The sequence below is a fragment of the Streptomyces sp. NBC_00104 genome (assembly GCF_045160825.1).
In the GTDB taxonomy this organism is placed as follows: Bacteria; Actinomycetota; Actinomycetes; order Streptomycetales; family Streptomycetaceae; genus Streptomyces.
In genome coordinates this window covers 1470643-1491080 of record NZ_CP108215.1, presented here as the reverse complement: position 1 = coordinate 1491080, position 20438 = coordinate 1470643, and the positions used below count along the sequence as shown (strand labels likewise).

General features: G+C 69.2%; 18 protein-coding genes and 1 pseudogene. 8 read left to right on the top strand and 11 right to left on the bottom strand.

Annotated features, from left to right (window positions below; genetic code table 11):
• Positions 1-5 precede the first annotated feature (5 nt).
• A complete protein-coding gene (locus OG272_RS06405; RefSeq protein WP_327727093.1) occupies positions 6-1283 on the bottom strand; it encodes an IS701 family transposase in 1278 nt (425 codons plus the stop codon).
• Positions 1284-1335: 52 nt separating this feature from the next.
• Positions 1336-2775 (bottom strand): RICIN domain-containing protein, encoded by a 1440-nt coding sequence (locus OG272_RS06400; protein WP_405892808.1) that lies wholly within the window; start codon positions 2773-2775, stop codon positions 1336-1338.
• Between the two features lie 634 nt (positions 2776-3409).
• Between OG272_RS06400 and OG272_RS06395 the strand changes: the two genes are divergently transcribed.
• Both OG272_RS06395 and OG272_RS06390 read left to right on the top strand, forming a co-directional pair.
• Positions 3410-5713 (top strand): alpha-L-fucosidase, encoded by a 2304-nt coding sequence (locus OG272_RS06395; protein ID WP_405892807.1) that lies wholly within the window; start codon positions 3410-3412, stop codon positions 5711-5713.
• Positions 5714-6035: 322 nt separating this feature from the next.
• Positions 6036-6176, top strand: a complete 141-nt coding sequence (locus OG272_RS06390) for a hypothetical protein (RefSeq protein ID WP_405892806.1) — start codon at positions 6036-6038, stop codon at positions 6174-6176.
• A 73-nt stretch (positions 6177-6249) separates the two neighbouring features.
• On the opposite strand, the gene OG272_RS06385 is transcribed toward OG272_RS06390, so the two are convergent.
• The 3 genes from OG272_RS06385 to OG272_RS06375 all read right to left on the bottom strand — a co-directional run bounded on the left by OG272_RS06385 (position 6250) and on the right by OG272_RS06375 (position 7809).
• Positions 6250-6660, bottom strand: coding sequence for a (4Fe-4S)-binding protein (locus OG272_RS06385; protein WP_327730854.1), 411 nt, complete (start codon positions 6658-6660; stop codon positions 6250-6252).
• A gap of 29 nt (positions 6661-6689) precedes the next feature.
• Entirely contained in the window at positions 6690-6998 is a 309-nt protein-coding gene (locus tag OG272_RS06380; protein ID WP_405892804.1) for a GNAT family N-acetyltransferase, read from the bottom strand.
• A 343-nt stretch (positions 6999-7341) separates the two neighbouring features.
• Positions 7342-7809, bottom strand: coding sequence for a MarR family winged helix-turn-helix transcriptional regulator (locus tag OG272_RS06375; protein ID WP_326584465.1), 468 nt, complete (start codon positions 7807-7809; stop codon positions 7342-7344).
• 578 nt (positions 7810-8387) lie between these two features.
• Here OG272_RS06375 and OG272_RS06370 point away from each other — a divergent pair.
• On the top strand, positions 8388-9338 hold the full coding sequence (locus tag OG272_RS06370) for an NmrA/HSCARG family protein (RefSeq protein ID WP_327730855.1): 951 nt from the start codon (positions 8388-8390) through the stop codon (positions 9336-9338).
• A 147-nt stretch (positions 9339-9485) separates the two neighbouring features.
• Here OG272_RS06370 and OG272_RS06365 read toward each other — a convergent pair whose 3' ends face one another.
• The gene (locus tag OG272_RS06365) at positions 9486-11231 is read right to left on the bottom strand and encodes a cellulase family glycosylhydrolase (RefSeq protein ID WP_327730856.1); all 1746 of its coding nucleotides are present in this window, start codon (positions 11229-11231) and stop codon (positions 9486-9488) included.
• Positions 11232-11617: 386 nt separating this feature from the next.
• Positions 11618-12670 (bottom strand): LacI family DNA-binding transcriptional regulator, encoded by a 1053-nt coding sequence (locus OG272_RS06360; protein WP_327730857.1) that lies wholly within the window; start codon positions 12668-12670, stop codon positions 11618-11620.
• A gap of 294 nt (positions 12671-12964) precedes the next feature.
• On the opposite strand from OG272_RS06360, the gene OG272_RS06355 reads away from it, so the two are divergent.
• A complete protein-coding gene (locus OG272_RS06355; RefSeq protein WP_405892801.1) occupies positions 12965-14302 on the top strand; it encodes a ferric reductase-like transmembrane domain-containing protein in 1338 nt (445 codons plus the stop codon).
• Positions 14303-14523: 221 nt separating this feature from the next.
• Here the strand turns inward: OG272_RS06355 and OG272_RS06350 are convergent.
• Positions 14524-15372, bottom strand: a pseudogene (locus OG272_RS06350) (PucR family transcriptional regulator ligand-binding domain-containing protein); the annotation flags it as partial.
• Positions 15373-15720: 348 nt separating this feature from the next.
• Between OG272_RS06350 and OG272_RS06345 the strand changes: the two are divergent.
• On the top strand, positions 15721-16443 hold the full coding sequence (locus OG272_RS06345; RefSeq protein WP_327730858.1) for a FadR/GntR family transcriptional regulator: 723 nt from the start codon (positions 15721-15723) through the stop codon (positions 16441-16443).
• A 121-nt stretch (positions 16444-16564) separates the two neighbouring features.
• Here the strand turns inward: OG272_RS06345 and OG272_RS06340 are convergent, their stop codons facing one another.
• The gene (locus tag OG272_RS06340; protein ID WP_327730859.1) at positions 16565-16945 is read right to left on the bottom strand and encodes a hypothetical protein; all 381 of its coding nucleotides are present in this window, start codon (positions 16943-16945) and stop codon (positions 16565-16567) included.
• A gap of 20 nt (positions 16946-16965) precedes the next feature.
• Complete coding sequence (locus tag OG272_RS06335; protein ID WP_327730860.1) at positions 16966-17847, bottom strand: radical SAM protein; 882 nt, start codon at positions 17845-17847, stop codon at positions 16966-16968.
• 246 nt (positions 17848-18093) lie between these two features.
• Between OG272_RS06335 and OG272_RS06330 the strand changes: the two genes are divergently transcribed.
• The 3 genes from OG272_RS06330 (at position 18094) to OG272_RS06320 (ending at position 19516) form a co-directional block, all read left to right on the top strand.
• A complete protein-coding gene (locus OG272_RS06330; protein ID WP_327730861.1) occupies positions 18094-18474 on the top strand; it encodes a VOC family protein in 381 nt (126 codons plus the stop codon).
• Positions 18475-18607: 133 nt separating this feature from the next.
• Positions 18608-19000: a nuclear transport factor 2 family protein gene (locus tag OG272_RS06325; protein ID WP_326584472.1), complete on the top strand. Its 393-nt coding sequence runs from the start codon at positions 18608-18610 to the stop codon at positions 18998-19000.
• A gap of 78 nt (positions 19001-19078) precedes the next feature.
• Positions 19079-19516 (top strand): PPOX class F420-dependent oxidoreductase, encoded by a 438-nt coding sequence (locus OG272_RS06320; protein WP_326584473.1) that lies wholly within the window; start codon positions 19079-19081, stop codon positions 19514-19516.
• A 73-nt stretch (positions 19517-19589) separates the two neighbouring features.
• Here the strand turns inward: OG272_RS06320 and OG272_RS06315 are convergent, their stop codons facing one another.
• Positions 19590-20105: a MarR family transcriptional regulator gene (locus OG272_RS06315; RefSeq protein ID WP_326584474.1), complete on the bottom strand. Its 516-nt coding sequence runs from the start codon at positions 20103-20105 to the stop codon at positions 19590-19592.
• Positions 20106-20438 lie beyond the last annotated feature (333 nt).

The window sequence follows — 20438 nt, the reverse complement described above, 5'->3', positions numbered from 1 at the left end:
GCAGTTCAGCAGGTCCTGGATGGTGTCGAGGATCTGGTAGAGGGTGAGTCCGCTGTATCGGCTTTTGGGGCCAGGCGCTGTTCGGTGAGGAACGCGTGGGCGGCGGTGACCAGGGTGACGTGGTGGTGCCAGCCGGTCCAGGAACGTCCTTCGAAGTGGTCCAGGCCGAGGCCGTGTTTGAGTTCCCGGTAGTCGTGTTCTATGCGCCAGCGGATCTTGGCCAGGCGGACCAGTTCAGCGTGCGGGGTGTCGGCCGGCAGGTTCGACAGCCAGTAATCGGTGGGTGCTTCGGCGCCTTCGGGCCATTCGACCAGCAGCGTGACGTCGGGCAGGACACCGTCCCACAAACCCTCCTGCGCGGTGGCGGCGGCCTGGGCAAGGCGGCGGGACCGGACACCGGCCGGCCGCACGCGCAGCGCCAGAAAGCGCGAGCGCATCGGCCCGCGTGAGCCTTCACGCCAGGTCACCTCGGTGAAGGCCTGCCGCCCCTGGTCCGCCGCGAGCGCGGCCACCGGGGACGGCTTGTCGCGGTAGCGGGGCTGAGGCTTGCGGCCGTTGCCGGACCAGGGCGGGGCAGCGGGCACCGCATCGTGCGGGTGGACGGTCACGTCCGAGCGGATCGCCACCACGTAGCCGATGTTCCGACGTTCCAGCCCGTCGCGGAAGTCGGCGTTCTGCCCGTAGCCGGCGTCGGCCACCACCGCCGGCGGCACCAGCCCCCACCCGGCCAGCTCGTCGAAGACGTCCAGGGCCAGGCGCCACTTCTCCCGGTGCCCGACCTCCTCAGGAACCCCCGTCCTGCGTCGGCGGACCGGATCATCCGCCCACTCCCGGGGCACGAACAGGCGCCACTGCAGCGGACAGGACGCGGTGTCGGAGACCGCGTGCACGCTGACCGCGACCTGACAGTTGGCCTGCTTGCCCAAAGCCCCGCAGTACTGGCGAGCGACAGCGACCGACATCTTCCCGTCCTTGGGAAACGACACATCGTCGACCGCCCAGGCATCCGGGCCGATTCTCGGCACCATCCGTTCCGCGATCCGCCGCCGCACCGGCACGGGATCCCAGGTCGACTGGTTCACGAACTGCTGCAGGTTCTGCTCGTTGCCGTCCGGCAGCCGCGAGGCCATGGCCTGGATGGACTTGCGGCGACCGTCCACCATCAGTCCCCGCAGATAGCAGTCACTCTTGGCCCGCTGATCCTTGCGCGGCACCGACGCGAACACATCGGCCACGAACAACGCCAACTTCGCCCGGGCACGGTTCACTTCATGTGCATCCACACACCCACCATGCCCCCAAACAGCACCGCGAGACAGACCTAACGGAGTCCTACTAGGCGGTGCGGCGCTGGAACTGCTGGTTGGTGCCGGTGCCGCAGGGCCACTGGATGAGGCGGGCACCGTTGACGGTGGACGCGTTGCTCACGTCGAGGCACTTGCCGCTGTGCCGCGCCATGAGGCGGTAGTAGCCGTTGCCCTGGTCCTGGAACTGGAACTGCTGGTTGGTGCCGGTGCCGCACCGGTACTGGTTGACGAAGGCGCCGTCGGCGGTGGAGTTGTTCGCCACGTCCAGGCACTTGCCGCTGTGCTGGGCGAGGACGCGGACGTAGCCGTCACCGGCGTCCTGCAGCCGCCACTGCTGGTTGAGGCCGCCGATGCAGGTGTACTGGACGGCGACCGCGCTGTCGGCGGCGGAGTTGTCGGAGATGTCGAGGCACTTGCCGCTGTGCCGGGCGACCAGGTCGTAGTAGGGGCCGCCGCCCACGCCGGTGACGGTTCCGGCGGTGGTGTCGATGGCGACCTGCGGGTACCACGGCAGGTTCATGGTGGTCTTGGTGGGGAAGGTCAGCGGGAGCCAGACGTACTGCGAGTCGTTGACCGTGCCGCCCATGGAGTTGCCCCACCGGTCGCCCATGTAGAGGTACGAGGTGCCCGAGGTGCCCTGGACGGGCAGGACGAAGGTGGTCTGGGAGTCGTACCCGGTGTAGTCACCGATGTCGGTCATGGCGGTCCAGGGTCCGGCGATGCTGCTGGCGGTGGCGTACTTCTGCTGATTGGGCTTCCAGCCGCTGTTGCCGGAGGTGAGCATGAAGTAGACGCCGTTGCGCTTGAACAGTGCGGGCGCTTCCCGGAAGGTGCCGGGCCAGGGGTTGGCGGTCAGGCTGTCGTAGGCGGTGTAGTCGGCGTTGAGTTTCCAGATCTGCAGGTCGGCGTTGCCGGCCGCGGAGGTGATCTGGTAGGCGGTGCCGTTGTCGTCCTTGAACAGCGTCATGTCCCGGGACGTGGTGCCGGTCGGCGGCCGGAAGCTGCCCTGCCAGGTGTAGTCGCCGTCGACGGTGTCGGAGACGGCGACGGCGGCGCGGGACTGGGTGTAGTCGCTGCCGTTCTCCTTGTGCATCCACAGGACGAACTTGCCGGTGGTGCTGTTGAAGATGACCTTGGGGCGCTCGATGTTGGCGACGTTCAGCTCGGGGGCACTGGACTGGGTCAGGACGTCGTTCCTGAACTCCCACGTCTTCAGGTCGGTCGAGCGGTAGGCGGAGACGGCCTTGAAAGTGTTGTCGGCGTTGCGGTTCTCGCCGAACCAGTAGTAGGAGGAGCCGACCTTGATCACCCCGCCGCCGTGGGCGTGCACGACGGCTCCCGTGGTGTCGGTGAACTGCGTCGCGTTGGTGACGGTGACCTGGGCGGCCTGGGCGGGGAACGCGGTGATGAGCAGTGCGGAAGCGCTCACTGCGGCGGTCAGCACCAGGGTGAGGGCGCGTCGGAGCATCAGGTTTCCTTCTGGAAGAGGTGAAGGGCCGGGCGGATGACGAGGTCCGGTGCCGACGGTGAGGGGCACGGGGCGCGGGCCGCCCGACGGCCGCGTCCGCGAAGGGCGACTGGGCCGGGGGCGCTCATGGGGGCCGGCTCGCGGACGCCCGGCGGATCGGGGCGAGAACACGGCGGACCATGTCGACACGGTCTGAATTGTTGGATTGTGTGCGGCTCCGTCGGAGGACGCTAGAGGTGCGAGTCGTACTTCGTCAATGATCCGGACGGGATCGGAGTGGCCGGCCGGGCCGGGAGTCGGGTCTGAAGGAGGGCGAGACCCTCGCAACCTGAGGAGCTGGCCATACCTCCTATGTATGTGGCGCTGACGGCTTCAGTCTGATCAGCCGGCGCGTCGCGACTGGTAATTTTGCCCTCCCTCTGGACATATCCAGGTTTCATGCCCGTTAATACATCCGATGTTCAAAGGGGCGAGGTGCACGCTTCCCAGCGGCTCCCCTGCACCCGCCACCTGTCGGTGAACATCCCCTCTGTTCGGCCGGATGCTGAGCCGCAGAAGGTCCGTGCTGCCCTGTGGACCATGAGGAGAGATCCAGTTGTCAGAACCGCTCACTCGACGAAGGGTGCTTGCCGGTATGGCTGCCATGACGGTCGCCGCCGCTATCACCCCGACACTGGCGATACCCGCCCACGCTGCCGCCACCACCGGTGAGCCGCTGCCGCTCCCGCCCCTGCGCATCCCCAAGATCGACATGGGCGTCGAGCAGCAGTCCAACGAGAAGATCCAGTGGATGCAGGACGCCAAGCTCGGCATGTTCATCCACTGGGGCCCCTACTCCGGCCCGGCCAAGGGCGAGTGGTACATGGAGAACGCCGCCGTCACGCCGGAGAACTACAAGAAGTACGTCACCGACGCCACCGGCGAGCAGTTCACCGGCAGCGCCTACGATCCCGCCGACTGGGCGCAGCTGGCCAAGGACATGGGTGCGAAGTACACGGTGCTCACGGCCCGCCACCACGACGGCTTCGCGCTGTGGCCCTCCACCCACGACAATGCCTGGCACAGTGGTCAGGCGCCGCTGCAGCGTGACTTCATCAGCCAGTACGTGACCGCGGTGCGCGAGGCCGGGTTGAAGGTCGGCCTGTACTTCTCGCCCCTGAGCTGGCGCTACCCCGGCTACTACGACGTCCACGGCACCAACTGCCTGGACAACGCCTGGGGTTACACCACCGATCCCGCGCACAAGGAGAACGCGCGGATCATGAAGAACGAGGTGTATCAGCAGGTCAAGGAGCTGGTGACCGAGTACGGCGCGATCGACGACATCTGGTGGGACGGTGGCTGGCTGGGCCAGCAGGGCTCCGACCGGGACGCGGCCTTCTTCTGGGAGCCCGGCAAGTTCCGCGACGCCTCCAACGAGTGGCCGGTGGACTCCGCCTACAGCGACACCGACGCCGCCACCGGCAAGCCGCTGGGCCTGACCGGCCTGGTGCGCAAGCACCAGCCGGACGCGGTCACCACTCTGCGCGCCGGCTGGATCGGCGACTTCACCAGCGAGGAGGGTCCTTCTGTCCCGTCCGGCGCGATCCGCACCGGCAAGGTGGCGGAGAAGTGCTTCACCATCGGCGGAGCCTGGGGCTACAAGGCCGGCACGAGCGTGATGGGCTTCGGCACGGCCATGAACCTCCTGGTCAACTCCTGGGTACGGAACATCACCTGCCTGGTCAACGTCGGCCCGGACCGCACCGGCGTGGTGCCCACCGCCCAGGCCGACCTGGTGCGCCGGATCGGTTCCTTCATGACCACGTGCGGCGAGGCCGTGTACGGCACCCGCGGCGGCCCGTGGAACCCGGTCGACGGCAAGTACGGCTACACGTACAAGGACAGCACCTTCTACGTCCACCTGCTGTCCGGCTACAGCGGCACCTCGTTCACCACCCCGTCCATCGGGGACGCGAGCGTGACCCGTGTCTTCGACGTGGCCTCGGGCACCGACCTGGCGTACACCGTCAGCTCGGACGGCAAGGTGACCGTCACCGGCATCAACCGCACCCGTATCCCCGAGGACAGCGTCGTCGGCGTGACCCTGGACCGGACGGTGCAGCCGGCCGACATCGCCGTGGGCAGGACGGCGACGGCGAGCAGCCAGGAGACATCCAAGGGCAACACCGCGGCGAAGGCGGTCGACGGTTCCACCGCGACCCGCTGGTGCGCGAACAACGGCAGCGTCGGGAACTGGCTGAAGGTGGACCTGGGGGCGACCAAATCCCTCACCGGCGCCCGTATCGCCTGGGAGCTGGACGCCACCAACTACCGCTACCGCATCGAGGGCTCCACCGACAACACCACCTGGACCACCCTCGTCGACCGTACCGACACCACCAGCACCAGCCAGGTGCAGACCATGGTGCTCAGTGCCGAGGCCCGGTACGTACGGGTGACGGTCACCGGCCTGCCCACCGGGGTGTGGGCCTCCATCCGCAACCTGGAGCTCTACGACCGGCCCTTCAGCGCGGACCTGGGCACCTTCAAGCTGGTGAACCGCAAGAGCGGCAAGCTCCTGGACGTCAGCGGCGCGTCCAGCGCCGACGGCGCCGTCATCATCCAGTGGCCCTCCACCGGCGGTACCAACCAGCAGTGGAAGCTGCTGCCGAACAGCGACGGCTCCTACCGGCTGTCCAACGTCCGCAGCGGCAAACTCCTGGAGTGCCCGAGCGGTTCCGCGCAGGGAACACAGCTCGACCAGTCGGCCGACGCCGGCACCAGCAACCAGTGGTGGAAGCTGGTCGCCGCGACCAGCGGCCACTACCGGCTCGTCAACGTCGGCAACGGACGGTGCGCCGACGTCAAGGACGCCTCCACCACGGACGGCGCCCACGTCATCCAGTGGCCCACCACCAGCGGGTCCAACCAGGAATGGCAGCTCGTCGCCCTGTAACCGTCCGGCGAACGGCGTTCAGTGAGGGACCGGTGCCGTGCCGCACCGCGGCACCGGTCCCTCACGTCGGTCGAGCACGCTCCTTGTGCCACCCCTGCTCACCCAGCGGTCCCGGACCGGAGCCGACGCGACCGTGCGTCCGTCCGGCGCCCGGGTGGGTCACCCCGCCGATACGCAAGGGACCACACCATGGGTCTCTCCGATCTTCCGCTCGACCGCAGAACCGTCAGCGGCGGCGACGGCTATCTGAACCTGCGCGGTACCTACCCCGCGGGGAAGGGGGCGTACCTACGAGGGCGTCACCCGGGTCGTCGTCACCGGCGTGAACGCCTCGGTCACCGCCGGCGGCTCCACCCTGGTGGTGGCCAAGGCCACCAAGGTGCTGCTGCTCACCAAGCTGGGCCGCTACGACACCTCCACCGGCTGGAACTCCCAGCCGTTGCAGACGGAACTGCCGCGCTGAGCGCGGACTTCGCAGCCCTGCTGTCGCGCCACGGCGCTCCGGGAAAGGGGGTGGGTGGCGGTCGCCGTCGGCATCACCGGCCGCAGGCGCCCGAGTGGTCGCAGTACGGCCGCAGTCGGCTGTGCCCGCAGCCGCACAGCACGGCCCTGGTCTCGGCGCGCTGCCCCTGTGGCGTGTCCAGCGACAGCTCGCCTCGCACGACCAGTTGGCCGGTCGGTGTCGGGGTGATCCGGGTGGGCCGGTCGGGAGTCTCCGTCCCGCCATCCGCCAGTTCGTACCGCAGCGCGCCCGACGGGCAGCGGCGCACCACGTCGGCCAGGCGGTCGGCCGGGACGGCATCCGGCCGGATCCACGGGCGCTTGCTCGAGTCGAAGACCTCGGGCAGGCCGCTGACGCACTCGGCTGCGTGCAGGCAGCGTGTCGCCTCGAAGGTCACGGTGATGGCCTGCGCCTTGTACGTCTTCTTCTGGGGCTGATCGCTCATGCGGCCTCTCTCACTGCGTCTTAGGCCAGTCAGTCCCTGACCTGGCTCCGGGCCTGGTACAGCAGGTCGGCGTACTCGGGGTGGCGCTCGATCCAGCCCGCGTAGAAGGGGCAGGTGGCCAGCACGCGCAGTCCCGCGGTGCGGGCCTCGTCGAGGGAGGTCCGCACCAGCTCGGATCCCACGCCCTTGCCTTCGTGTTCCGGGGCCACCTCGGTGTGCACGAACGCGATCAGTTCCGCCGTGCGGATGTACTCCGCGAAGCCCGCCACCGCGGAATCGCCGTCCATCCGTGCCTCGTAGCGACGTGCTCCGGGTACGTCGATGACCTTGACCGTCATAAGTCCTCCTTGAGGGCCGACCCCAGATCGAGGGAACGCCGTCCGGCAGCGGCTCGAAGGACCGGTGCCGCCGGAGACGGGCCGTCCACATGCCCGGCTGGGGGGTGTTCGCTGCCGGGAACCTGGTTGATGCGTCTACAAAAATACGGGACCAGGAGTTGATGGGTCAACTTCTGTGGGCGGTGGTGCTCGGCTGTGCCGGAGGTGCGCGGTGGCTCAGGGTGAAACTCGGTTGCGTGGTGGGGTCGACGGCCGGATTCACGGCGGTGGGGCGTCTTGAGGTGAACAGGCGAACAGGTGTCCGGCTGCGTCGTGCCGTTGACCGGCGGTCACCGCGTCGCGCTCACGGGCAGTCCTCCTCCAGCCCTTCGAGGATGCGGTTCGAGATCTGCGCGAACATGGCGAGCTCTGCCGGGGTGAGCGGGTCGATGAAAAGGCGGCGGACCCCCTCGACGTGAAGGGGAGCCGCGGTCGCGAGGGCCTCACGGCCGGCGGGAGTGACGACGACGAACGCCACGCGCGCGTCATCGGCGCATTCCTCCCGGACGACCAGGCCGCGCTTGGTCATCCGGTTGATGTGGTGGGACATCCGGCTCTTCTCCCATTCCACCGCCTTGGCGAGCTCCAGGAGGCGCAGCCGGCCCTCGGGTACCTCGGCGAGGTGGACGAGCACTCCGTAGTCGGCGCTCGACAGACCGCACTCGGCCTGCACCTCGCGGGCCAGCCGGCCGATGAGCTTGTCCTGCAGCCGTACGAAGCTTCGCCAGGCGTGCTGCTCCGACTCGGTGAGCCAGCGCGGTGTGTCCGTCATACGTGTAAGTGTAACGAGTTGTTGACGCGTCATCCGGACATCGGTCGATGTGGCGGATGACCGGCACCCGCTTCGGCTTCAAGGGCAGGTCGCCCTGCCGCAGATCGACGGGGGACGCGGATCTACCGCGGAGGTCTGGCGGCCCAGCAGGCAGGGGTCGTCCTCCGGCGTGTTCACCCGGGCCGGCACCGCTTCGCGTATCTGGCCGAACGCGGTGAGCTGATCCGGGGTCACCGCGTTGACGGACCATGCGCGTACGTGGGCCGCATGGCACGGTGCGGCGGCTTCTGTGGCGGCACGTCCGGCTTCGGTCCGTACGGCGTCGGAACGTCTGCCACCAGGACCGCGTAGTCCGCGGAGGGCGGCCGGCTGTCCTCCTGCAGGTACGTGTTCAAGCGCCCGGACAGCGCCGCTTGCATGGCGCTGAAGTCCCGCCAGGCATGCGGCGGGGCCTGGGTCGGCCCCCGGGAGTCACTCATGACTCAAGCCTCACCGAAAAGGTTGACGTATCATCCATGCGGCCTTACGCTTAATTGACACATCAACTTTACGGTTCTCTTCGGAAAGAGGCAGCAGCCATGAGCGACCACAGGATCATCGCGGTCACCGGAGCAACCGGGTCCCAGGGCGGCGGTGCCGCGCGGGCGATCCTCGCCGACCCGGATTCGGGCTTCGCGGTGCGCGCGCTCACCAGGAACCCCGATTCGCCCGCCGCCCGGGAGCTGGCCGCGCTGGGCGCCGAGGTCGTCCAGGCGGACTTCTACGACGAGCCGAGCGTGCACAAGGCCTTCGACGGTGCCTACGGCGCTTTTCTGGTCACCAACTTCTGGGCGCACGGCTCGGCGGCCAAGGAGATCGAGGAGATCGAGGTCCTGGTCCGGGCCGCCAAGGCCGCGGGACTGAAGCACGTCGTCTGGTCGACGCTGGAGGACACCCGCGAGCTGCTGCCCTTGGACGACGAGCGGATGCCGGTCCTCCAGGACGAATACAACGTGCCGCACTTCGACGCCAAGGGCGAGGCCAACGAACTCTTCCGCCAGGCCGGGGTGCCGACCACCTTCCTGAACACGACCTTCTTCTTCCAGGGCTTCCTGGATGCGGTCGGGCCCCAGCGCGGTGAGGACGGCGTGCTGACCCTGTCCCTGCCGATCGAGGAAGGAAAGCTGCTCTCCGGAGTGGACGTCGAGGACATCGGCCGTACGGCTCTCGCCCTCTTCAAGGGCGGCGAGCGGTACATCGGCGAGACCGTCGGCCTGGCCGGCGACCATCTGACCGGAGCGCAGTACGCGGCGAAGTTCGAGGCCGTGCTCGGCGAGCCGGTGCGCTTCCAGTCGGTGCCCTACGACGTGTTCCGCTCGCTGGACATCCCGGCCGCTGACGAGCTCGGCAACATGTTCCAGTACTACGGCGACTTCGACCAGGAGTTCACCGGCGCCCGTGATCTGGACAAGGTGCGCGAGCTCAACCCGGCGCTCAAGAGCTTCGACGCCTGGCTGGCCGACAACTCCTCGAAGATCAAGAAGAGTTGAGCGGGCGGGCGAATCGGGTGCTGGAGTGGCTGACGGCGAAGGCGACCGGCATCGCGCGTCACGTCCGGTGAACGCGTCGCGGTGCCGTTTCCCGCGGCTGAGCGCGGTACCCGCCCGGGAGCCTCCCGGGCGGGCACCGGCCTTCGTTCAGGACGTCGTGCCGGTCACCGTGCTTCCCGACTTGGTCACGTAGTACGTCGTGGTGGCGCCGCTCCAGAAGTGGAAGGTGAGCTTCACGCGTGCGTCACCCTTCACCGCGTCGAGGAAGGCGGGGGTGAGGCTGATGGTGTTCTCGGCCTTGTCCGGTGCGAACGCGGTGTTGAACTGCTGGTAGGGCGTCCAGCTGGTCGGGCCGGCGTTGCCGCCGTCCGTGTACGTGGCCTCCATCGTCGCCAGCACATCACCCCTGAACCGCGTGGGGATCCGGAACGAGTTCGTCGTCCCGGTCGTGTTCGACTGCACCGGGGTCTCCTGGGTGATCACCTGGATCCGCCAGGGGACGCCTCGGGAGAACTCGGCCCGCAGCGTCGCGTTGACGCCGTGGGAACGGTCCCCGACGAGCCGGGTGAGCGCGGCCGCCTTCAGCGTCAGCCGGTTGCCGGCGAGGGTGTAGTCCTTGCCGTCGACCAGCTTGGTCGTGCCGTGCCTGAGCGCCTTGAAGGCGGCTCCGTTCAGGTTCAGGGTGAGTGTACGGTCCTTGACGCGGCCGGCCTTCGGCACGAAGACGGTGTCCGTGGAAGCGGTGGCCGAGCGCGTGGTCCAGCTCGACTTGATCTGGCGGTACATCCCGGCGTCCTTCCACCGCAGCTCGCCGCGGTCGAAGAAGGCGCCGTTGTCCCACAGGACGGTGGTGACCTTGTTGGTGCGGGCGGTGTGGCCCAGCGCCTCGAAGTACTTCTGCATCTCGCCGCGTTCCACGGCGCCGGGGCCGTGGTCGTAGCCGAGCAGGCCGTACTCGCCGATGACGACGGGGATGTCCTGGGCGACGAAGGTGTCGTGTATCCGCTTGAAGGTCTGGCTGAGGTCTTTCCGCACTGTGGTGTCGAAGCGGGTTCTGCCGGCGACGTTCACGCTGAACGGCCAGTAGCCGTAGTAGTGCACGGTGGCGATCAGCCGCGGGTCGTGCAGCGACTTGATCGTGGTGGCGAGGTTGTTCATCAGCCGCTGGTCCGGTGTGCAGACCTCGGTGGGCAGCATGAGCAGCCGCTTGCCGTTGTTGCCGCCCGACTTGCGCACGATGCTGTGGAACGACGTGTTCAGCTCGTTGAGGAGCTCGGCCTTCCGGGCATCGTCGGCGTGCTCGAACTGGGGCTCGTTGACGCTCTCGAAGACCAGCTTGGCGGACTCGTTCCTGAACGCGGTGGCGATCTGGGTCCAGGTGGCGTTGAAGCGGGCGAGCACCTTGTCGTGGTCGGTGGACATCGAGTCGGCCCACTGCCAGGAGTCGTGGTGGATGTCGATGATCACGTAGAAGCCGCTGTCGAGCGCCTGGTCGACCACCTGCCTGACCCGCTTCAAGTACGCCGGATCGACGGTGTGGTTCGGCGCGGCTCCCTGGTGGTCGGTCCAGGTCACAGGGACGCGGATGCTGTTGAAGCCCTGGGCGCGGACCTTGTCGAGCAGGGCCTTCGTGGTGCGGGGCTGGCCCCACGAGGTCTCGTCCGGGATGGCGTCCAGACTGTTGCCCAGGTTCCAGCCCGGCTGCATCGCGGCCACGGCGGCCATCGCGTCGCCGGGAACCGGTGCCGCGGCCGCCTCGGGCCGGGCGTCGTCGCCGAACGTCCCGAAGACCGTGCCGTAGGCGAGAACGCCCGCGGCCGCCACCGCCAGCGGCGTACCCACTGCCAGCCGAAGGTTGCGTCGGCGGTGCTGTGGGGCCTGCTGCTTCTTCATTGCTCATCCGTTCTGGAAGATCGAGCCGGTCTCCCCCCTCAGTCGCCGTCGACGGGCAGGAGGTTGCCGACCTTCACAGCAAGTACACAGATCCGCCGACCCGGCCCCTCTTCGGCCGGCGGTCGGATCGAGCGAGGTCACGTGTCCGTCAGGGGGCGCCGAACGTCGCGGGCCCCGGCCTCGACGCGGAACTCGTACGCGCCACGCGGACCTGCGCCCCATGTCGTTCGAGCACGAGTCGGGCCGTAGGGGAGCGACACTTCTCTGGTCACGCGCTGGAGGGACACCTGCCCGTTCCGACCGGCTCGCTCGGAGCGCCCCGCGGCGGAGGCGGAGAGGCGGCCGGGCGAGGCAAGGCCCCGCCGATGCGGTCCGCGGCCCTGCGATCAGGTGGTGCCGTTCCCTCGCCGTACCGGGCGTCGTGTGGACCGGCGAGGGGTCAGGGCCGGCTGCACGAGCCGATGCCGGTCCACTCCGCTGCGTGCGTTGACCAGAGCGATCAGCAGGTCGACCGCTTCGTCGCTCACCCGGTCCGGGCGGAGGCTGAGCGTGGTGACGGGCGGGGTCGTCGTCGCGTAGTCCGGATCCTCACTGATGCACGTCACCAGCAGATCCTGCGGCACCCGGAGCCTGTGGCGCCGGGCGGCGGCGAGGATGTTGTGACCGGAGTCGGAGTAGACGCCGATGACGGCGTCCGGCCGTGGATCGCGGTCGAGCAGCCGGCCGACGGCGTCCCGTTCTGCCGTGAAGTAGTCGGGCAGCGAGGCGTACTCCTCGACGAGGGCGGGCAGGCCGTGCTCGGCGCACCAGGAGGCGTAGGCGCGTCCGATCAGGTGCGGATACTCGTCGTCGTGCAGCGGCTGGGAGAGGGCGATCCGCCGGGCGCCGGCCTCCGTGAGGTGGTCGAGCAGCAGGCGCAGGCCCGCTTCGTAGTCGGGGTCCACCCACGCGTCGCGCCAGTGCGGCCGGGGCGGCCGGCCGTCGGTGACCATCGGGATACCCCGCTCCCGCAGGATGGAACACACCGGGTCGTCGGCCCGTGGCCCGACGTGGATGACGCCGTCCATCGGCGTGTTGAGCCACATCCACGGTGACAGGGAACTCGGCATCACCATGAGCATGTAGCCGCGCTCGTGCGCCGCCGACATCGCGCCCAGCGCCAGTTGTGCGTAATAGGGGATCTCCATGTACGAGACGGGAAGGTCGCCGTACGTCGTCATGGTCAGGCCGAGCACTCCCGTGCTCCCGCGGGCCAGGGCCCGGGCCGTGCTGGCCGGGGCGTGACCGACCTCGCGCGCCGCGGCGAGCACGCGCTGCCTGGTCGCCTCGGACAGTCGCCCGGTGCCGTTGAGCGCGTTCGACACCGTGGCCGTGGACACCCCCGCCCGCGCCGCCACGGCGCCGAGCGTGGGACGCCGCCAGACACGCGAGCTCGTCATGTGTGTACCCCATGCACCCCAACAGCCCTATGAGGGCTTGTGGTTAACGCCTTAATCACTCAGCGTACCGGCGACGGCGGCCGGGACGGCTGCCGTCGGGCGAGGAGTGAGCAGATGCCAGATGTTCTCGGAACAAGAACAGCTGAGGCCAAGTAGGGCCAACTTCTCGCCATGTTCCGTATTCTTGCCCCGCCCAGGGGCCGTATCAGATCAGGACGCAGATCAGGACGCTCGGGTCCCCGCGACCTCGCGGGCTCCGGGCGCCAGTAGTTCACATGGACAAGAGGGGACGCGGTGGAGGCGACGAGTACACAGGTGCGGCAGCGCACCATACCTCCGGTCGTCGCGGCGCGATGGGCGCTGTGGACGTTTGTCATCGTCAACTTGGTGATCGTCGAGGTCCTGTTCCTCACCGCCGGGACCGGCAAGAACGGGGTGCTCACGGTCGCCAAGTTCTTCGGCCTGCACGCCGCCGAACTGATGCTGTTCCAACTGCTGTTGGTGGCCCGGCTGCCCTGGCTCGACCGCCGTATCGGCATGGACCGGCTGACGGTGTGGCACCGGTGGGTCGGCTTCACCCTGCTGTGGACCCTGCTCACCCACGCCGTGCTGGTCGTGCTGGGCTACGCGCGGCTCTCTGACACGTCGACGACGAAGACGTTCTTCGCGCTGGCCGGAGTGCCGGCCTCCCTGCTCGGGATGCTCGCCGCGGCGATCGTCGTCGTGGTCGCCGCGGTCTCCGCCCGACAGGTGAGGCGGCGGCTGCGGTACGAGACGTGGCACGGCGTGCACCTGCTGCTGTACCTGGCGTTGGGGCTGGCGTTCGTCCACCAGTTGCAGGAGACCACGACCTTCAGTTCCTCCGCGCCCGCGATGATCTACTGGTGGGCCCTGTGGCTGTTCGCGTTCGGTGCCCTGGTCACGGGGCGGATCGTGATGCCTCTGTGGCGCAACGCCTATCACCGATTCCAGGTCGTGGCGGTGGTGCCGGAGTCGGACGACGTGGTGTCGGTGCACGTCACCGGCCGCCACCTCGACAGGCTGCCGGCCAGGGCGGGCCAGTTCTGCATCTGGCGGTTCCCCGGGCACCAACACTGGTGGCTGGCCAATCCGTTCTCGCTGTCGGCGGCACCCGACGGCCGCACCTTGCGCCTGACGGCCAAGGCGGTCGGCAGCGCCAGCGCCGGCCTGCGGCATCTCCCGGTCGGGAGCCGCGCGTTCGTCGAGGGGCCGTACGGGGCCTTCACCTCGTTGCACCGAACGCGGCCCGGCGCACTGCTGATCGCCGGAGGAGTGGGGATCACGCCGGTTCGAGCCCTGCTGGAGGAGGAACCGGCGGGCGACGTCGTCGTGCTCTATCGGGTGCGCAGCGAGAACGACGCCGTGCTGGCCGCCGAGGTACGCACACTGGTCGCGGACCGCGGCGGGCGGCTGCACCTGCTCACCGGCCGCACGGGGGAGGGCAGCCCGCCGTTCGAGCCGGAGAGTCTCCGTACCCTGGTTCCCGACATCACCGAACGCGACGTGTACGTCTGCGGCCCGCCCGCGATGACCTCGACCGTGCTCAGTGCCCTGCGCACCCTGAAGGTTCCCCACCAGCAGGTGCACGCCGAGCGGTTCGGCCTGGCCTGACGGCGCTGTACGGCCGCCCCGTCCGGCGACCCCGTCCGCCGGGGCGCGTTCGACGGGGCGCGTTCGACGATGGCGGGCCGGCCGTCGTCGAGCCGGCCGTCGTCGAGCCGGACTCGGTCGTCCGGTTGCCGTGTTCGCCGGTGGTGGGAGGAGCGTTGCCGAGGCCGCGGCTCGTTCCACGTCAGTGGGCTCGCAGCACATCGAGTGCCGTGAGAGCCGCGTGGAGTTCGGTGCGCGATGAGGCGGGCGACGGTCAGTGCCATCGCGGTCCTCTCCAGCACGGTGACGTCCTCCGGACCGAAGGCGGGGCCGTCGGCGCGGGCCGGGAGCATGACCACACGGCCCCAGCGCTCGCCCTGGTACTCGACGGGTGCGGTGAGCCAGCCCGCCGGGCCGCATGTCGCCGGGTGATCACCCGCCCCGGTGGCTCGGGAGCGCTGTTCCCAACCGGTGAGCGCCTCCTCCACCGTGCCTCCGGACGGTTCGCAGATCAGTGCCTGGTGCACCAGGTTCTCCAGGACGACCGTGCGGCCGCACATCTCCGCCGCCGCGCGCACCACGTCCTCCGGGCCGGCGCCGCGCAGGGTCAGGGCGGTGAACGTCTCGTGGATGCGCTGGGTGCGGCGCATCGCGTCCGCCTGGTTGCCGAGCAGGAGCGCGTGCACGACCTGGGTGACCTCCAGGAAGTTGACGTCCTTGGCGAGCGTGACGAGGGGAAGGCCCCGCAGGCGGCAGGCGTCGACGAGTGCGTCCGGCGGGCGGTGATAGCGGCGTACGAGTTCGATGACCAGCGCCGCGGCCCCGACGTCGGCGAGTTCGTCGACGTACCGGCGCACGCCGGCCACGTCGTCCGGGAGCGGCATTCCGGTGGTCAGGACGAGTTCGCCGCCCTTGAGGAAGGACGCGGGGTCGGTCAGTTCGGTGATGTGGACCCACCCGACCGGCCGGTCCAGGTGGGGCACACCGGTGACGACCTGGGGCTGTCCGGCGGCCAGGACGGGAAGGGCCAGGACGTCGGCGACGGTGACCGCGCGAGTGGGCCCATGGCCGGCCGGGTGGTTGTCGTTCACGGTGTCTCCATGGGGTCCCACGTGATGGTGCCGCCGCCTGCCTACGCCGGGCAGGAGCGTGGTGGCGGTGGGTGTCTGCAACTCGGGACTGCTCTCCCGCGACCGGCCCGCCGAGAGCATGAGGGACGACTACCAGGACGCCCCGCCGACTCCGGTCGCCCGAGCTCGGCGATCGCCGAGGTCCGCGCGGCGCAGGCACGGGATCACTCTGCCCGCCGCCGTGATCGCGTTCCCGCACACGCATCCCCGTATCATCAACGTCACCCTCGGCATACGGACTCCGGAACAGGTCGGACGACACGTGGAACTCCATGATCGGCAAGTGCACGGTGGAGGGAGGGATGAGCGGTGTCTCTGACGGACAAGGCCATCGATGAGATCCGTGAGCTGATCCGGACCGGCGCCCTGCCTCCGGGGTCGAAGCTCCCGCCGGAGCCGGACCTGGCCGCGCAGCTGGGCCTGTCCCGCAACCTCGCCCGCGAAGCGGTCAAGGCGCTGGCCGTCGCACGGGTCCTGGAGGTCAGGCGGGGCGACGGCACTTACGTGACCAGCCTCCAGCCGAGCCTGCTGCTGGAGGGGCTCGGCGGTGCGGTGGAGCTGCTCCAGGGGGACTCGGTCGCCCTGCAGGACCTGATGGAGGTACGGCGGCTCCTGGAACCGCTCGCCACGGCCCTTGCCGCCACCCGGATCTCCGATTCCCAACTGGCCGAAGTGAAGCGGCACTTGGATGCCATGCGCGAGGCCCGAGACGATGTCGAACAGCTCAACGCCCACGACGCCGCCTTCCACCGTGCGGTCATCTCGGCCACGGGCAACGAGACCCTCCTCACCCTCCTGGAGGGCATCTCCGGTCGCACCCTGCGTGCCCGCATCTGGCGCGGTCTGGTCGACGACAAGGCCGCGGGCCGCACGCTCGCCGAGCACGAGGCGATCTTCAACGCGCTGTCCACCCGTGACGCCGCCCTCAGCCAGGCCGCCGCGCTGCTCCACGTGAGCAACACCGAGCAGTGGCTGAGGGAACACCTGCGCTCCGGCGAACCTCTCCCCTTCGGGACGACAGCGCGCACGTGACGGGCGCGCGCCGCCCGCCACAGTGCCCTGCCGCACACCCTCACCTCTCGTGTCGCGGCCGGTGTCCGTCACCTCGTGGCAGGCCGCTCGCAGGGCTGGGCGACTTGCCACGTGCTGCCTGTCAAACCCGGTCGAAGCCGGCGGTGACGACGGTCAGACGCCGATGTCGGCCAGCCTCCGATCCGTGGTCCGGGGGAGTGACGCCCAGCAGCTTCTGGGCGGAGGCCTCCGGCGCGATCGAACGGCCCGGCATGGTGCTCATCGCCCGGTAGGCCCCCGCGATGTCAGCGGCCGCGCCCTCCCCGATCAGGCGTGCGATCGAGGCGCGCATCTCCTTTGGGGTGATCGGTCCGAAGACGACGTCCCGGCCGAGCCGGGTGCCGAACGCCTCGGCCAGGTCCGGCCCGGTGATCGCGGGGTACTGGCCGACGGAGACCACACCGGTGACGTCAGGGCGCTCGAGGCGGTCCCCGGTCCCGAGCCCGACGCCGTCACCTGACATTCCCGCTGGTGCGACGCCGCTCAGGCCGAGCCCGCCAGCCTCTGCCGCAGGGCGTCGTTGTCGTCGTGGTGGACGACCTCGTCGAAGCGCAGTCGCAGCCCGTGCTCGGCCAGCAGGCCGGCCACGATCGCGTCGAGCTGTTCGCGGTGTTCCTGGGTGCGGGCCTGTACGTACGCCTCGCGCACCTCGTCGGGTTCGTCGGCGAGGACCTGGTCCATGCGCTCGCGGATGTACCGCTTGAGGTTGATGTGCTCCATGAACACCTCGGTGACGCCGGCTTCGACGAGCTGCCCGAAGAGGTGGTCCAGGAGTTCCGGCCGGGTGGCGAAGTGGGGCAGGAGCGGGCCGACGAAGGCGAAGGTGGGGATGCCGGCCTCACGTAGTTCCGCGAGGGTGCGCAGGCGGCGGGAGGCGAGCGGGGCGCGCACCTCCAGCCAGCGGCTGACCTTGTCGTCCGCGGTGGTCACGGTCATGCCGACCTCCGCCCGGGGCAGGCTGGTGAGCAGGTCGATGTCGCGGGTGACGACGGGCGACTTGGTCAGGACGCGGACCAGGCCCGGGTACTCGACCGCCTCCAGCTCGCCCAGGATGCCCCGGGTGAGCCGGTACCGCGTCTCGTGGCCCTGGTAGGGGTCGGTGACCGAGCTGAGCAGCATCGTGCCGTGGCGCTTGTGCTCGGGCATCCTGGCCAGCTCCTTGCGGGCCAGGTCGACGGCGTTCCTCTTCACGTACAGATAATCGCCCCACTCCTTGGCCGACCGGCCGAACTGCCGTCCCGCGAAAGAGGCGAAGCAGTACGCGCAGCCCAGAACACAGCCGGTGTAGGGGTTGATCACGTAGTCGTTCGACGGGGTCTTCGACTTCTGGATCAAGGTCTTCGCCTCGATCTCGACCGGTTCCATGACGGGCTTCCTCTCAGCAACCTGCAGCCTGCAGCCTGTATGACCTAGAACAATAATCCTTGGAAGTTGATTCCATGGAATCTAAATGGTTAGCTTGCCGGGCGGCCGATCCGGGGCCTTGGCTGCCTGCTCCAGCAGGCAGGCCCTGTGAGCCATGCCGGTGGAGTGCGGCCATCGCCCTCCGGATCGAGCCCGCCGTGAAGGGTTTCCTTTGTCCCGCTATGGGACCGTCGAGGAGTGAGTGTCATGACCGTTCCCGCCTTCAACTCGGTCGCCTGGTTCGAGTTCGGCACCGACCAGCCGGAGAAGGTCAAGGAGTTCTACGGGGAGCTCTTCGACTGGAGCTATGTCCTCAACACCGACACCCCGGGCGTCACCTATCACTCGGTGATGCCGCCCGGTGCCGAGCAGCCGGCGGGCGGCGTGTGGGAGTCGGAGGGCAAGTTCCCCGACTACGCGATCTTCTACGTCCTCGTCCAGGACATCGCGGCGACCGTCGAGCGCGCCGGCGAACTGGGCGCCAAGGTGCTCATGGGGCCGGTCTCCGACGCCGCCGGCTTCAGCTTCGCCCGGCTGCGGGACACGGCGGGCAATCACTTCGGCGTCTTCTCCACACCCGCCCCCTGACCTGCCCGCGCGGGCCGCCACCGAAGCCGGACTCGCCGACCGCCTCGACTTCGCCGATAGCCACCCACCCTCGCCCACGAACCCCCAAGAACCCCCAAGAACCCCAAGAACCCCAACCCAAGGAGCACACGACATGACCAGCGCGAACATCGACATCGCCCGCACCTACTTCCAGGCCGTCCAGACCGGAGACATGGCCGCTCTCGGCCAACTCCTCGACGCCGACATCGTCTGGCACCAGCCCGGTGCCAACCGGTTCTCCGGTGACCACAAGGGCCAGGCCGCCGTCTTCCAGATGCTCGGCGGCATGATGGAGGCCAGTCAGGGCTCCTTCGCCATCGACAAGATCGACACCCTCATGGGCAACGGCGACCTGGTCGCCGCCACCATCCACTTCACCGGCCGCCACGGCGACGCGTCGATGAGCATGGACGGCGTCGATGTCCTGCGCATCGAGAACGGCAGGATCACCGAGATGTGGCTCTTCTCCTCCGACCCGGCCGCCGAAGACGCCTTCTGGGGCTAGAACCCGCGGTGCCCGAGGCCGTCGAACTCGGCCTCGGGCACCCACGAGCCGATCCGTACGCACACGAAAGGCGCCCCCATGCGGAAGATGACCGAGCGGCAGTGGCGGGCGTTCGTCACGCACGGCACCCGCACCGGCAAGCTGTCCACCGTCCGCGCCGGCGGCAGCCCCCATGTGACACCGGTCTGGTTCCTCCTCGACGGCGACGACATCGTGCTCACCACCGAGAAGGACGGGGTCAAGGGCCGCAACCTCGCCCGCGACGGACGGTTCGCCCTCTGCGTCGACGAGGACCGGCCCCCGTACGCGTTCGTTCTCCTCCAGGGCCGCGCGACGGTCTCCGAGGACGCGGACGACATGGTGCGCTGGGGCGGCCTCCTCGGCGCCCGATACATGGGCGACGACCGCACGGAGGAGTACGCCGCACGCAACGGCGGCCCCGGCAACCTCCTCGTCCGGGGGCGCATCGACAAGGTCATCGCCTTCGCCGGCATCGCCGACCGAGTCGTGGACTGACGGGCCGGGGCCGGGAGTTGTGTCCGTCCGGCCCCGGCTGATCAACTTACGCGCACTGCGGAGCCGACGCCGCTCACGAGGCCGGCCGGCCGGGCTGCTTCCGCCCCCGCACAGCCGGCGCCGGCGTCCGTGCGGCGGCCTTCCGCTCCGCGTCCAGGGCGCGTCCGGCTGCCCGCAGTGTGCTGAGGACCGCCGTCACCTCGCGTACGGACTGCTCGGGAATCACCGACCCGATCCGCAGTTCCAGCTCTTCCTCGAAGACCTTCAGTGCCCCGTCCACCAGCTTCCGCCCCTCGGGCGTCAGCTCGACGATCGAGGAACGGCGGTCGTCCGGATTGGCCCGCCGCCCACACAGGCCCGCCGCCTCCAGACGATCGACCACCTTGCTCGTGCCACCCACCGTGATCGAGAACTCCTCCGCGATGTCCTGGATCCGCCGCCCGGGCCGCCGCAGCAGCAGGTGCAGCACCTCGAACGAGGTCAGTGCCATGTCGTACTCGGCCCGCAACCGCCCCTCGATGCCGTCCCACATCTCGATCTCCAGCGAGACCAGCTCCCGGTACAGCAGCTTCAGGTCGGCGTCAGCCATCACTCATCTTCCGAAGAATTATCTTCCATGGACAGTTAACTGTAGGGTACTGCCCTTTCGATCGTACGGACTGGAGTTACCATCCCGTACGGCCCGACCTGCTGGAGGTCGGGGGCCGAGCAGGCCCTGACCCAGCTCGTGGACCGGCTTGCCACGGCTGGACATCCCTTCCCCACCCTGCCGACCGGGGTTCCCCGGCGTGGACCGAACGGCCCTTGGAACAGGGGCCGTTCGGCGTTTCCACGGCCCTCCCGGCTTCTGCCCCTGGGAGGCGGCGCACGGCGAGCATCGTTCGAAGAGGCGGGGCCCTCGGGCCGGACGCCTCCATCGGAC